Here is a 13,926-nt window from a genome sequence, read left to right on the forward strand (position 1 = left end):
AGCGCGCGTCCCCATCGCCGTTACACGATGCGGAAGATCGCCAGCACCAGCACGACCTGGGCGAGGAAGCTGACGAAGAAGGCCAGCGTCCGGAACACCGGCAGCCCCGCCGCGTAGACGATCGCATGCGCGAGCCGCGACCAGAAATAAACCGCGCAGGCGATCGCGGTGGTGCGGGTGGAGATATCGAGCGTGTTGAGGATCAGCACCAGCGGCGCGAATGTGACGAGATTGTCGACGGCATTGGTGTGAGCGAAATAAAGCCGTTGCGCCCATGGCGATTGCGGCTTGTCACCGGGTGACGGGTTGCCGAGCGTACCCCAAAGTCCGCGCACCTTGATGCGGTCGAGCAGATACGGCAACCAGATGACCAGCGTCAGAATGCAGGTCATCGTGAGCCAGAACAATTCCTTGGACAATTGCCCCGTCATTTCGCTCAGCACGGTCGCCTCCCGTCAGCTTGTCGCAAATATCTATAGCGCGATGTCGACCGCGGCGCGATAGCGGCCGGGCCACATTTGAGGGCCGCAGTGTGGTACTGGATCAGAATCGCGGGGCGTCAGGAAGAGGCGGCCATGATTTCTCGGCGGAGTTTGCTTTGCGGGGCAGGGTGCGGCTGTCTCGCTATATCGTCACCGTTTGCGGCACTCCCGGCCTTCGCGAAAGGCAAGCCCAAAAGGAGGATCAAACCGGAGAAGGCGCTCGAATTGCTTAAGGAGGGCAACGCCGCCTTCGTGCAAGGCGCTTGCACCACCGGCGCGCCGGGACGTATTCACGAACTTGCGGACGGCCGAGCTCCGTTTGCTGTAATCATCGCCTGTTCGGATTCCAGAACGCCGCCGAGCGCGCTGTTCAATCGCGGTCTGGGCGATCTTTTTATCATCAGGGTTGCCGGTAACACCGTCGACAGTTCCGGGCTCGGGTCCATCGAATATGGAATCAGCGTTCTTGGTACGTCGCTCGTTCTGGTGCTTGGCCACACCCATTGCGGTGTGGTGAATGCCGCGGTGAAGGCGGTGACTGAAAAGGCCAAATTCCCGGGCTCGATCGGTACGATCGTAGCGCCCATCATACCAGCCGTGCGCAGCCTCAAGGGCGGCGACGATCTCGCGGAGCGAGCGGTGACAGCCAACGTGCAGCGCGTGGTGTCGCGGCTGAAAGCGGCCAAGCCGATCGTGACGAAAGGGCTGCAGGATGGCAGCGTCAAGGTCGCGGGTGCGGTCTATGACATTGCCACCGGCAAGGTCGACTTCGGCGTCGCCGCGTGAGGCCGATCAGGATTTGACCTTCACATAGCTGCCCGGCGCGTCCTCGATCGGGGTGAGCTTGCCGCCGCCCGGTGCCCGAGCCGGAACGCGCTCGTCGCCATGTGAAGTGATCCAGGCCAGCCAGTCCGGCCACCACGAGCCGGGATGTTCCTTCGCCTTTTTCAGCCAGGCTTCGACGTCGGTGCCGTTGGGCTTGGGCCCGGTCCAGTATTGATATTTGCCCTTGGCAACCGGATTGACGACGCCCGCGATATGGCCCGATCCGGACAGCACGAACCGGACCGGCCCGCCGAAATATTTGGAGCCGAGATAGACCGATTTTGCCGGCGCGATATGGTCCTCGCGCGTCGCAAGATTGTAGACCGGGATCTTCACCTTCTTCAGATCGAGGGTGACATCGGCGATCGTCATCTTGCCGCTGGTCAGCGCATTGTTGAGATAGCAATTGCGCAGATAGAACGAATGATTGGCCGCAGGCATCCGCGTCGCGTCGGAATTCCAGTACAGCAGGTCGAACGGGAAGGGCGCCTTTCCGCGCAGGTAATTGTTGACGACATAGGGCCAGATCAGATCGTTCGAGCGCAGCATGTTGAAGGCGGTTGCCATCTTCGAACCTTCAAGATAACCGACTTCTTTCATGCGCTGCTCGAGCGCCTCGAGTTGCTCTTCGTCGACGAAGACTTTCAGATCGCCGGCGTGCCGGAAATCGACCTGCGTTGCAAAGAACGTCGCCGACTTGACCCGCGTATCCTCCTTCGCCGCCATATAGGCCAGCGTGACCGACAGCAGCGTGCCGCCGACGCAGTAACCGGCCGCATGCACTTCTTTCTCGCCGGTCACCTGCTCGATCACCTCGAGCGCGGTCAGCGGACCTTCATGCATGTATTCGGCGAAGCCTTTGGCCGCGAGCCTCGCATCGGGATTGACCCAGGAGATCACGAAAACCGTCAGGCCTTGATCGACGCACCACTTGATGTAGGACTTCTCCGGCGTGAGATCGAGAATGTAGAACTTGTTGATCCACGGCGGCACAATGAGCAGCGGCGTCTTCAGCACCGTCTCGGTGGACGGCGCATATTGGATGAGCTGCATCAGCTGGTTCTGAAAGATCACCTTGCCCGGCGTGATCGCCAGATTGCGTCCGACCTCGAACATCGTCGGATCGGACTGCCGGATCTTGAAATTGCCTTTCTCGTCGATGTCCTCGCTCAGCATTTGCATGCCGCGCACGAGATTCTCGGCGTTCGACGACAGGGTCTCGCGCAGCAGTTCCGGATTCGTCAGGACGAAGTTCGAAGGAGAGAGCGCGTTTGCGATCTGACGGATGTAGAATTCCGCTTTCTGACGGGTATGTGGATCGAGCGCCTCGGCTCCCGAGACGAGATGCTCGGCCCAGCGTGTCGAGAGCAGATAGAGCTGTTTCAGAAAATCAAAGAACTGATTGCTGGACCATTCCGGGTCGGCAAAGCGCTTGTCCCTCGGGTCCGCCTCGACCACAGGTTTGGTCTCTTCGCCGGCCATGCGCTTGACGGCGCTGCCCCACAGCTCGAGATAGGCGGCGCCGATGCTGCGCTGCAATTCGAGCGCGCGCTGCGGATCCGACAGCCAGTATTCCAGCACCTGGCCGAGCGTCTTGACCGCGTCTCGGATCTGATCCGGAAAATCGACCGTTGCGGCGCCTTCCTCGCGCGGCTTCAGATAGGCGGCGAGCGCCTTGCCACCCTGTTCGACCAGACGCGCGACATTAAAGGCAAAGCGTTCGATATCGACGCTGCTTGCCTGCGCCACCGCCAGTCGGTCCGGCACCTTGTTCATTGGCCCCGCTCAACGTTTCCCCAGCTCCAGATGGCTGCCGCGCGCGCCTGCCGCAAGGTGGCGCAGCGACGGCTATGGACGTTAACCGCCCATTCTTTCATCCTTGCTTTCGTCATATTAACCCGTTAGCCGCGCAAATTCCCGTCAGAACAGTGCTGCAGATGCCCGATCGCCGCATGAGTGCATTTCCCGTGCCGAACCGCTGCCGCGGCGCATGGGTTTTGCTGGCGGTGGCCCTGACGGTGTCGGGGTGCGCCGGCACCATCGATGCGATACCAGCGGCCGTCGGCGGGCTTCCAGCGGATGCACCGGCGCGGCCCGCGGAGACCCCGGCCTTTCCGCATGTCCACGACACGCCGCCGCCGCGCCCCGAGCCTCTTGATGCAGCGCAGCAAAAGAAGCTCGAGGCCGACCTGATCGCCGCCCGCGATCGGCAGCAGCCCAAAAAAGGGAAGGCGAGCGCGGCCGAGAAGGCTAATGCCCAAGCGGCCAAGGCCAAGCAACAGGCAAAGCGCGCTGCAAAAGGTCAGCCAGCTTCGACGGCAGAGCCGCCAGCGGCAACCGGGCAGGCCACGCGGGAAGCGGCTCCCTGGCCGGTACCGCGTTAGAATACTGGCGGAACCGCCCGCGCGTGATAAAAGCAATCGCATTGCCGGCCATTTGAATCGACGACAATCGCCCTGGAACCGGCTCAGGGATGCCCGCGGGCACTTCGCCTGGGGCCAAGGACGAGCGATCGATGGAAGAATTTTACCGCGTCCGACGTTTGCCCCCCTACGTTTTCGAGCAGGTCAACCGCGCCAAGGCGGCCGCACGTAACGCCGGCGCCGATATCATCGACCTCGGGATGGGCAATCCGGATCTGCCGGCCCCGGCGCATGTCATAGAAAAGCTGAAGGAGACGCTCGGCAAGCCGCGCACCGATCGCTATTCCGCTTCCAAGGGCATCGCGGGCCTGCGACGCGCGCAGGCGGGCTATTATGCGCGCCGTTTCGGCGTGAAGCTCAACCCGGATACACAGATTGTCGCGACGCTTGGGTCGAAGGAAGGCTTCGCCAATGTGGCGCAGGCGATCACCGCGCCCGGCGACGTCGTGCTCGTCCCCAATCCAAGCTACCCGATTCACGCGTTCGGCTTTCTGATGGCGGGCGGCGTGATCCGGTCGGTCCCGGCCGAGCCCAATCCTGAGTTCTTTGCCGCGCTCGAGCGCGCTCTTCAGCATTCGATTCCGAAGCCGATCGCGGTGATCGCCTGCTACCCCGCCAATCCGACTGCCTGCGTCGCGAGCCTCGACTTCTATCGCGACCTTGTCGCATTCGCGAAGAAGCACGAGATCTTCATCCTGTCCGATCTCGCTTATGCCGAAGTCTATTTCGACAACAACCCGCCGCCGTCGGTGCTGCAGGTGCCGGGCGCGATCGACTGCACCGTCGAATTCACTTCGATGTCGAAGACCTTTTCGATGCCGGGCTGGCGCATGGGCTTTGCTGTCGGCAACGAACGGATCATCGCGGCGCTGGGGCGCGTGAAGTCCTATCTCGATTACGGCGCCTTCACGCCGGTCCAGGTGGCGGCAACGGCAGCACTCAACGGTCCGGACGATTGCATCCGCGAAATGCGCGAGATCTACCGCAAGCGCCGCGATGCGTTGGTGGAAAGCTTTGGCCGCGCCGGCTGGCATATTCCGTCGCCCTCGGCGTCGATGTTCGCATGGGCGAAACTGCCGGAGCCGTTTTCCGGGATGGGCTCGATCGAATTTGCGAAGCTTCTGGTCGAGAAAGCCGATGTCGCGGTGGCGCCCGGTATCGGTTTCGGCGAACACGGCGATGACCATGTCCGCATCGCGCTGGTCGAGAACGAACAGCGCATCCGGCAGGCCGCACGCAACATCCGCCGCTTCCTCGAAACCGGCGTCGACAAGCTGCACAACGTCGTGCCGCTCGCCAATCGGCGCTAGCGCTTCGCCTCTCTCTCGGATCTGAATATGGTCGCGCCACTCAAAGTGGGTCTTGCCGGCTTAGGCACTGTCGGCTCATCGGTTCTCCAATTGATCGCTCAGCAACAGCTTGCGGCGCGCTGCGGACGCAGCGTCGAGGTTGTCGCGGTCTGTGCCCGCGACAGGAACAGGGATCGCGGCGTCGATCTTTCGGGCATGCACTGGTTCGACGATCCGGTGAAGCTCGCGTCCGATTCCGGCATCGACGTGTTTGTCGAGCTGATGGGCGGAGAGGGCGATCCGGCTAAGGCCGCGGTCGAAGCCGCACTCGCGGCAGGGAAGTCGGTGGTCACCGCGAACAAGGCGTTGCTGGCCAGGCACGGCGTCGCACTTGCGAAGCTTGCCGAGACCAACAAGGTGGCCCTGAATTTCGAAGCCGCCGTTGCCGGCGGCATTCCGATCATCAAGGCGTTGCGCGAAGGCTTCGCCGGCAATTCATTCGCGCGGATTTACGGAATCCTGAATGGCACCTGCAATTACATCCTCACACGCATGGAGCAGGAGAAGCTGTCCTTTGCGGAATGTCTGAAGGATGCGCAGCGGCTCGGCTATGCCGAAGCCGACCCGACATTCGATGTCGAGGGGTATGACACCGCCCAGAAGCTCGCGATCCTCGCCTCGATCGCCTTCGGGACCAAGGTGGACGCCGATGCGATCTATGTCGAAGGCATCTCCTCGATCGCCCCGGCCGATCTGATCGCGGCCGACGAGCTTGGCTATCGCATCAAGTTGCTCGGTGTTGCGGTGAAAACCGACACCGGGATCGAACAGCGCGTGCACCCGACCATGGTGCCGAAGAGCTCCGCCATCGCCCAGGTGATGGGGGTCACCAACGCGGTCACGATCGACGCGGACGGGATCGATCCGATCACGCTGGTCGGGCCGGGCGCCGGCGGGCTTGCGACCGCCTCGTCCGTGGTCGCCGACATCGGCGACATCGCGCGCGGCGCACGCATTGCACCATTCGGACGCGCGGTGGACAGCTTATCGGTCGCAGGGAAGGCCCCGATGCAAATGCACGAGGGCGGCTATTATATTCGTCTTCTGGCGGTGGATAAACCGGGCACGGCCGCGACCATTGCCACCCGGCTTGCGGAGCAGGATATTTCGCTCGAATCGATTGTGCAGCGCCACCTGGTGACGCCCGGGGCGGCACCGCAGGGCGGCACCGACGCGAGAACCGCCAGCGGTCCGGTGCCGGTGATCCTGATCACCTATGCGACCACCGAGGACGCTGTGCGGCGCGCAATCGCCGCAGTGAAGGCCGATCAGGTGATTTCCGGCGAACCGCAATTGATCCGCATCGAGAAAAACCGATAGAAGAGCGATGCAGCTTTGGCCGCGGCCATGCTGCATGGGGGTTAGAAGGGGGCGATATGGCGTCGACGACGATCACAGTTCAGCCGCACCAGATTCTCGAGCGAATCCTGTCGCTGGAAATCGTGCGCGTAACGGAGCGGGCCGCGGTGTCGTCGGCGCGGCTTCGCGGGCGCGGCAATGAGAAGGCGGCCGATCAGGCCGCGGTCGATGCCATGCGGCGTGAGCTCAACAAGCTGCCGATCGATGGAACGGTGGTGATCGGGGAGGGCGAGCGCGACGAGGCGCCGATGCTCTATATCGGTGAGAATGTCGGCACCAAGAGCGGTTTTCGGGTGGATATCGCCGTCGACCCGCTCGAAGGTACGACGCTGTGCGCCAAGAACATGCCTGGGGCCATTGCAACCATGGCGATGGCGGAGGGCGGCACGCTGCTCAACGCGCCCGACGTGTATATGGACAAGATCGCCATCGGTCCGGGCTACCCGGCCGGTGTGGTCGATCTCGATGCGCCGGCCGAGGAGAACATCCTCAGCCTCGCCAAGGCCAAGGACGTCAAGCCCGCGGACATCACGGCGCTCATTCTGGATCGGCCACGCCATGCCGACCTGATCGCGGCCGTCCGCAAGGCGGGCGCCGCTGTGCGCCTGATCACCGACGGCGATGTCGCCGGCGTCATTCATTGCGCCGATCCTCAGCAGACCGGCGTCGACATCTACATGGGCATCGGCGGCGCGCCGGAAGGCGTGCTGGCCGCGGCGGCCCTGCGCTGCATCGGCGGCCAGATGCAGTGCCGGCTGATCCTCGATTCCGACGAGAAGCGCGAGCGCGCCAAGAAGATGGGCATCTCAGATCCACGCAAGAAATACGAGATCGCCGACATGGTGCGCGGCGATTGCCTGTTCGCCGCGACCGGCGTCACCGACGGCTCGTTCCTGCGCGGTGTGAAGTTCCGCAAGGACGTGATCGAGACTGAGACGGTGGTGATGCGTTCGGTGACCGGCACGGTGCGCTATATCCGGGCCGAGCACCGCCAGCTCGACAAGTTCTATCTCGACTGAGAACGGCGGGGCCATGCCGCGCGATATCTATCTCGTCGGCAGCATCCCCTTGCCCGATGCACCGACGGTATTCGAGACAGTCGGTGCCGCGTTCGGTCCGCGCATCAAGCGCATTCCGGACGGCGAGACTGGCGAGCGCCTCAACTGGGTGTTCTGGCAGGAAAAGCTGTTCGCGAACCATCCGGGCTTCGAACGCTCCGACAAGGATTTCCAGCTTCACGCAACCAGCGGGACAGCGCGGCGCTACCGGCTCAAGTCGGGTGTGACGGCACGCGAGGTGTCGTTCGACAACCTCTTCTATGCCGATGTTGCGATCGACTCGTATCGCAGCTTCAAGGCGCTGAAGGACGAGGGCAAGATCGCGCCGGGTACCCGATTCCAGGTCGATCTCGTGCCGGCGCATTCGGTGATCTGGCTGTTCGTCGACGAAGACCTGCACGCAGCGATTGACCCGCTCTACAACGCGGCGGTGAAGCGCGAGGTCGACAAGCTCGCCGCGGCGATCCCGCATGATCAACTCGCGATCCAGTTCGACGTCGCCTCGGCGGTGTTCGCGCGGCTCGAACGCGGGGACGTGTCGAGCTACGGCGCGTCCAAGGCGGAGATGGTCGAGACCTTCAGCCGCATCCTGCTCGATCTCGGCAATCATGTGCCGAAGGACGTCGAGCTGCTTTATCACTTCTGCTACGGCGACGCCGAGCACCGCCATGTTGTCGAGCCGACCGACATGGGCGACATGGTGGAACTGGCGAACAGGCTCTCCAACGGGATCGCCCGGACCATCGAATTGATCCATATGCCGGTGCCGCGCGATCGCTCGGACGAAAGGTATTTCGAGCCGCTGCGCGCGTTGAAGCTGGGGCCGGAGACGGAATTGTGCCTCGGCCTCGTGCATTACACCGACGGGGTCGAAGGCACACGCAGGCGGCTTGCGACTGCGGAGAAATTCGTGCGCGATTTCTCGATCGGCACCGAATGCGGCTTCGGCCGCCGCGACCCCGCAACGATACCGGAACTCCTGCGCATTCATGCCGAAGCCGCTGCCTGATGTGCTGGTACGGCCGCTACGCCCCGATGAGCGCGCGGCGTGGGAGCCGCTGTGGCAGGGCTATCTGACCTTCTATGAGTCGCAGGTCACGCCGCAGACCACCAGCGTGCTCTGGGAGCGCCTGCACGATCCGCAGGAGCCGATGTTCGTGCGTGGCGCATTCGCCGCAGGCCAGCTAATCGGCATCGCGCATTATCTCTTCCACCGCTCGTGTTGGACCATCGGCGATTATTGCTATCTGCAGGATCTGTTCGTGATCCCCGAGGCGCGCGGCAGCGGCGCCGGCCGCGCGCTGATCGCGGCGGTCGAAGAGGCCGCGCGGGCGCAGGGCGCAAGCCGGGTGCATTGGCTGACCAAGGAAGATAATCACGCCGCCCGCGCGCTCTACGACAAAGTGGCGGAGCGATCCGGTTTCATCCAGTATCGCAAACTGTTCTGACAGAGACCGAATCGGTTCCAATGGCCGCTGCCACGTCCATTCTGGCCGCCGTGCCGGAAGCGCAGCCGCGCTTCTTTCTCGGCGTCGAAAAATCCGCGCGCGGACGCGCGTGGCGCGACCGGCTGGATGCGCGTGGCAGCGCGCTCGCTCTGGCGATTGCCCAGCGTCACGGCGTCCCCGACATGCTGGCGCGCATTCTCGCTGGCCGCGGCGTGGATCCCGCGGAGGCGGCGAGTTATCTCGATCCGGCGGTGAAGCGGCTGATGCCGGACCCCGATACGCTGACGGACATGCCGCAAGCCGCTGCGCGCATCGCCGACGCTGTCATGCGTGGCGAGACGGTGGCGATTTTCGGCGATTACGATGTGGATGGCGCGACATCCTCGGCCCTCTTGGCGCGCTATCTCCGCCATTGCGGCCTCGAGCCGATCATCCATATCCCGGACCGGCTGTTCGAGGGATATGGCCCCAATGTCGAGGCGGTGCGGGGCCTTGCCGGCCGCGGCGCGACGCTTCTGGTCACTGTCGATTGCGGGACGACGTCGATCGACGCGCTGACCGAGGCGAAGCGGCTCGGGCTCGACACCGTCGTCATCGACCATCATCAATGCGATCCGGTGCTGCCGCCGGCGCTTGCGATCGTCAATCCCAACCGGCTCGACGATCTGTCCGGGCTCAATCATCTCGCGGCCGTCGGGCTCGTTTTCATGACGCTTGTCGCGGTCAATCGCGAATTGCGTCGTCGCGGATTCTTCGATGCCGCACGCGCCGAGCCCGACCTGCTCGGGGCGCTCGATCTTGTTGCGCTCGGCACGATCGCCGATGTGGTGCCGCTCAAGGGACTGAACCGCGCCTTCGTCTCAAAGGGCCTGATCTCGATGCGGCGCCGCGAGAATCCCGGTCTGACCGCATTGATGGACGCCGCCCGGCTCGACGGACCACCGGAGCCATATCATCTCGGCTTCCTGCTGGGGCCGCGTATCAATGCCGGTGGGCGCATCGGCCGTGCCGACCTCGGCGCCAATCTGTTGCTCGAAGCGGACGCGACGGAAGCCGCGCGCATCGCGGCCGAGCTGGACCGGCTCAATCGCGAACGGCAGGCGATGGAACAGCACATGCTGGCGGAGGCGGAAGCCGAGGCGCTGGCCTCGCTCGGCCTGGAAGACAAGGGCGCCGTGTTGGTCACCGCGTCCGAGGGCTGGCATCCCGGCATTGTCGGCCTCGTCGCCGCGCGCCTGAAGGAAAAATTCGGCCGGCCCGCCTTTGCAATTGCGCTTGGCGCAGGTGGCATCGGCACCGGGTCCGGGCGCTCGATCGCGGGCGCCGATCTCGGCCGGGCGGTGCGGCAGGCGGTAGCGGATGGCTTGCTGGAGAAGGGTGGCGGCCATGCGATGGCTGCTGGCATCACCATTCGCCGCGACCGTCTGGCGGAGTTTCGCGCCTATCTGGAGACCGCGCTCGGCGAAGCGGTTGAGGCAGCGCGCCGCGACAATGTCCTGCTGATCGACGGCGCGCTCAGCGCCGCTGCGGCAAGCCTCGATTTCTGCGCCGCGATGATGCGGGCCGGACCCTACGGAGCTGGCAATCCCGATCCGGTTTTCGCACTGCCCGGCCACACCATCGCGTTTGCCGACGTTGTTGGCGGTCAGCACATCCGCGTGCGCCTGCGCAGTGCCGACGGCGCATTTCTGAATGCGGTCGCGTTCCGGGCGGTCGAAAGCGATCTCGGCCGGGCGCTGATCGAGGGCCGCGGTCAGGCGATGCATGTCGCGGGGACGCTGTCGATCGACCGCTGGCAGGGAGCCGAGCGCGTGCAATTGCGGCTGCTCGACGTGGCGCGGGCCTCATAGCTTCAGTATTCGCTTTCCTTCGCGCCACCCCGGATCGGGCACGCTTGGCAAATCGGCATACGGGCTTTGTGCCGGACGGCCTTGTGCGGTTCGTCCATGGCCTTATGAATGCTCCGGCTCGCGTGGCCGGACCCGAGTGGGCCCAGCCGTGATAAGAACCGCCACCAGCCAGGGTGAGGAATGGCCAAGCTCAATCTTTCGGTCGCCATCGGCGATTATGACCGCAATCGTCCGCTGATGGACGGCGCCGTGCAGATCGACGGCGTCGATCCGGTCTTCATGACGCTGTCACCGGAAGAGATTTTCTTCCGGGCCTTCAAGACCAACGATTTCGACATCTGCGAATTGTCGCTCTCGAGTTCGACGGTGAAGACGGCGGACGGAAACTTTCCCTATGTCGGCGTGCCGGCCTTTCTGTCGCGCTGCTTCCGGCACACCTCGATCTATGTGCGCACCGATCGCATCAAGAAGCCGCAGGACCTCAAGGGCAAGCGCATGGGCCTGCCGGAATACCAGCTCACCGCCGTGGTCTGGGCGCGCGCACTCCTGGAAGACGAATTCGGCGTGAAGCCCTCCGACATCACCTGGGTGCGCGGCGGCATCGCCCATGCGGGCCGGCCGGAAAAGATCAAGCTCAATCTGCCAAAAGACGTGCGGCTCGAGGACGCGCCGGAGGGCAAGACGATTTCAGGCATGCTCGCATCGGGCGAGATCGATGCCTTCATGGCGCCGCGTGCGCCGGCGCTGCCGCCGAATACGCCGAATGTCGGCTGGCTGTTTCCCGACCCGGAAGCTGCGGCGAAGGATTATTACGCGCGCACGAAAATCTTCCCGATCATGCATATCGTCGGCGTGCGCAAGACTTTGGCCGAAAAGCATCCATGGCTGCCGGCCGCGGTGTTCAAGGCCTTCGAGCAGTCGAAAGCGATCGCGATGGAGAGGCTCGCCGATGTGTCGGCGGTGAAGGTGACGTTGCCTTTTATCGAGGAGCGCATCCTGGAAGCGAAGGCGCTGATGGGCGAGGATTACTGGTCCTACGGCGTGCCGGCGAACCGTCATGTGCTGGAGACGTTCTTCCGGCACCATTACGCGCAGGGGCTGTCGTCGCGCCTCGTCACGCCGGAGGATCTGTTCCATCCGGCGACGCTGGAAACCGCGAAGATCTGATCGGAGCCCCCATCGTCATTGCCGGGCTTGACCCCGCAATCCATCGCTTGGAAACGATTGATGGATGCGCGGGTCAACCCCGCGCATGACCACCGCTTCGGGCCTTCTCAGAACCGCTTGATCTGGTCGAGGCCGCCGAGCCGTCCGATCAGCGCATTCGCACCGATCGCCAGTACGAACAGCACGATCAGCATCGCGTACATCCGTGGCATGTCGAACAGGCTGTAGGCCTGGATGATCAGGAAGCCGATCCCGCGATTGGACAGCTTGGTTTCCGCGAGCAGCGTGCCGATCAGGCCGACGCCGAGGCCGAGCCGGATGCCGTTGATGATCGGATGGCGCATCGCCGGCAGATAGACCTTGATCGCCATCTGCCAGCTATTGGCGCGGAAGCTCTTGCCGACGCGGATCAGCACCGGTTCGATCTGGCGCATCCCGGCGGCGACCGAAAGCGCGATCGGGAAGAAACACGACAGGACGCCGAGCGCGATCTTGGACGGTGGGCCGACACCGAACCACATGATCATGATCGGGAAGAAGATGATCTTCGGCGTCGGGCCGAGATAATAGAGATAGGGTTCATAGGCGCGGCTGAGGAACTTGTTGCCGCCGAGGATGAGCCCGACCACGATCGCGCTGATCCCGCCGATCAGGAGCGCGGCGCCGACCTCATAGGCGGTCACGCCGAGATGCCAGTAATAGTCCGGGTCGGTGAGCAGGCCGACGATCGCCTTGCCGATCGCGAGCAGGGAAGGGACCACGTCGCGATACAGCAGGCCCGATTGCGCGAGCGCTTCCCATCCCACCAATATGGCAGCGATGATGGCAAGGCGCACGAGCGTCACCGGGCCGATCGCCGGTGCCCGCATTCCGGTTGCTTGTGTCAGGCGGCCCGCGTCAGCCATCGCTCGAACCACTCCACCACGACGAAGAAGCACACGCTCACGAGGATCACGAAACAGATCGCGGCGTAGGTTCCGGCAAGATCATAGCGCTCGGCGAGATCGTTGATGAGCTGGCCGAGCCCGCCGAAATTGATCAGGAATTCCACGCCCACGACATTGATCAACGCGAAAATCAGCCCGAGCTTGAAGCCGGTGAAGATCGTTGGCAGCGCCGAGGGGAACTGGATCTTCCAGAACATCTGCCAGGGCGTGAGCTTGAAGCTCATGCCGACATTCATCAGGACGCGCTTCGTTCCCGACAGCCCCTCGATGGTTTTCAGGATCACTGCCGGCAATCCCGCGACAAATCCCATCATGACGATCGTCGTCGCGGAGCGACCGAAGATCACCATGAAGAGGGGGTACATCAGGACCGTCGGCGCGGCCGCGGCGGCGGCGACCCAGGTTTCGGTCGCTAGCCGCAGAATGTTCACTTTGTGGAGCAGCGTGCCGATCGAAATGCCGAACACCGCGAGGAGCACGGCGCACGATACGCATTCCTGCATCGTGAGCAGGAACCGGGCGAGGATATGTTCCTCCATGATGACCCGCTCGAAGGCGAGCGCGACGTCCGATGGCGGCGGCACAATGAAGCGGTTGAGGAGGCCGGTCTCGACCAGAACCTGCATCAGCGCGATGAATGCCGCGAGCGTAGCGATGCCGAGCAGGATCGGCGCTGATCGGGAGCGGGCGAGGGCGGCTGCGTTCACTTTCGCCGGGTTCCTGTTGCGCGCGCGCGCGACTCGTCGTCGGAGAGGCCGCGGCTCGCTTCCTCACGCAGATCGGCCCAGATCTGCGCCACATAATGACCGAATGCGTCGCTGCCGACCACCTCGGACGTGCGCGGGCGCGGCAGATCGATATCGACGACGCGTTTGATCTTGCCCGGACGGTAGGTCATCACAAGGATGCGGTCGGAGAGCTGCACCGCTTCGGTGATGTTGTGAGTGATGAGCAGCGTCGTCTGCTTCAATTGCTGCTGGATTTGCAGCACCTTGTCGCCGAGGAGAAGCCTGGTCTG

The 13,926-nt window shown here is 63.7% G+C and carries 13 protein-coding genes and 1 pseudogene; 9 read left to right on the forward strand and 5 right to left on the reverse strand.

Translation table 11 applies throughout. The features are described 5' to 3' along the window. Nucleotides 1-20: 20 nt before the first annotated feature. Complete coding sequence (locus VN004_RS00055) at nt 21-419, reverse strand: MAPEG family protein (protein WP_325606073.1); 399 nt, start codon at nt 417-419, stop codon at nt 21-23. A gap of 288 nt (nt 420-707) precedes the next feature. Here VN004_RS00055 and VN004_RS00060 point away from each other — a divergent pair, with 288 nt between their 5' ends. Continuing rightward, a complete protein-coding gene (locus tag VN004_RS00060; RefSeq protein ID WP_325606061.1) occupies nt 708-1,268 on the forward strand; it encodes a carbonic anhydrase in 561 nt (186 codons plus the stop codon). A 6-nt stretch (nt 1,269-1,274) separates the two neighbouring features. Here VN004_RS00060 and VN004_RS00065 read toward each other — a convergent pair whose 3' ends face one another. Next, nucleotides 1,275-3,083: a class I poly(R)-hydroxyalkanoic acid synthase gene (locus tag VN004_RS00065; protein ID WP_325606062.1), complete on the reverse strand. Its 1,809-nt coding sequence runs from the start codon at nt 3,081-3,083 to the stop codon at nt 1,275-1,277. Nucleotides 3,084-3,157: 74 nt separating this feature from the next. Between VN004_RS00065 and VN004_RS00070 the strand changes: the two genes are divergently transcribed. The 8 genes from VN004_RS00070 (at nt 3,158) to VN004_RS00105 (ending at nt 11,961) form a co-directional block, all read left to right on the forward strand. After that, complete coding sequence (locus tag VN004_RS00070) at nt 3,158-3,691, forward strand: hypothetical protein (protein WP_325606063.1); 534 nt, start codon at nt 3,158-3,160, stop codon at nt 3,689-3,691. 131 nt (nt 3,692-3,822) lie between these two features. After that, nucleotides 3,823-5,040, forward strand: coding sequence for an LL-diaminopimelate aminotransferase (locus tag VN004_RS00075; RefSeq protein ID WP_325606064.1), 1,218 nt, complete (start codon nt 3,823-3,825; stop codon nt 5,038-5,040). 27 nt (nt 5,041-5,067) lie between these two features. Further along, on the forward strand, nt 5,068-6,399 hold the full coding sequence (locus tag VN004_RS00080) for a homoserine dehydrogenase (RefSeq protein ID WP_325606065.1): 1,332 nt from the start codon (nt 5,068-5,070) through the stop codon (nt 6,397-6,399). A 56-nt stretch (nt 6,400-6,455) separates the two neighbouring features. After that, entirely contained in the window at nt 6,456-7,457 is a 1,002-nt protein-coding gene (gene glpX, locus VN004_RS00085; RefSeq protein WP_325606066.1) for a class II fructose-bisphosphatase, read from the forward strand. 13 nt (nt 7,458-7,470) lie between these two features. Beyond that, complete coding sequence (locus VN004_RS00090) at nt 7,471-8,505, forward strand: hypothetical protein (protein ID WP_325606067.1); 1,035 nt, start codon at nt 7,471-7,473, stop codon at nt 8,503-8,505. Further along, a complete protein-coding gene (locus VN004_RS00095) occupies nt 8,486-8,944 on the forward strand; it encodes a GNAT family N-acetyltransferase (RefSeq protein WP_325606068.1) in 459 nt (152 codons plus the stop codon). Before VN004_RS00090 ends, VN004_RS00095 begins: the two co-directional genes overlap by 20 nt. A gap of 20 nt (nt 8,945-8,964) precedes the next feature. Then, a complete protein-coding gene (recJ, locus tag VN004_RS00100) occupies nt 8,965-10,794 on the forward strand; it encodes a single-stranded-DNA-specific exonuclease RecJ (RefSeq protein WP_325606069.1) in 1,830 nt (609 codons plus the stop codon). Nucleotides 10,795-10,974: 180 nt separating this feature from the next. Continuing rightward, nucleotides 10,975-11,961 carry an ABC transporter substrate-binding protein gene (locus VN004_RS00105; RefSeq protein WP_325606070.1) on the forward strand — a complete coding sequence of 329 codons (987 nt, stop codon included), beginning with the start codon at nt 10,975-10,977 and terminating at the stop codon, nt 11,959-11,961. 107 nt (nt 11,962-12,068) lie between these two features. On the opposite strand, the gene VN004_RS00110 is transcribed toward VN004_RS00105, so the two are convergent. The 3 genes and pseudogenes from VN004_RS00110 to VN004_RS00120 all read right to left on the reverse strand — a co-directional run. Next, a complete protein-coding gene (locus VN004_RS00110) occupies nt 12,069-12,866 on the reverse strand; it encodes an ABC transporter permease (protein WP_325606071.1) in 798 nt (265 codons plus the stop codon). After that, nucleotides 12,845-13,615, reverse strand: a complete 771-nt coding sequence (locus tag VN004_RS00115) for an ABC transporter permease (RefSeq protein ID WP_325606072.1) — start codon at nt 13,613-13,615, stop codon at nt 12,845-12,847. The genes VN004_RS00110 and VN004_RS00115 overlap by 22 nt, the downstream gene beginning before the upstream one ends. Beyond that, nucleotides 13,612-13,926 (reverse strand): annotated as a pseudogene (locus tag VN004_RS00120) (nitrate ABC transporter ATP-binding protein); the annotation flags it as partial. The gene VN004_RS00115 and the pseudogene VN004_RS00120, both read right to left, overlap by 4 nt.

It is taken from the genome of Pseudorhodoplanes sp., from assembly GCF_035565855.1.
Lineage (GTDB): Bacteria > Pseudomonadota > Alphaproteobacteria > Rhizobiales > Xanthobacteraceae > Pseudorhodoplanes.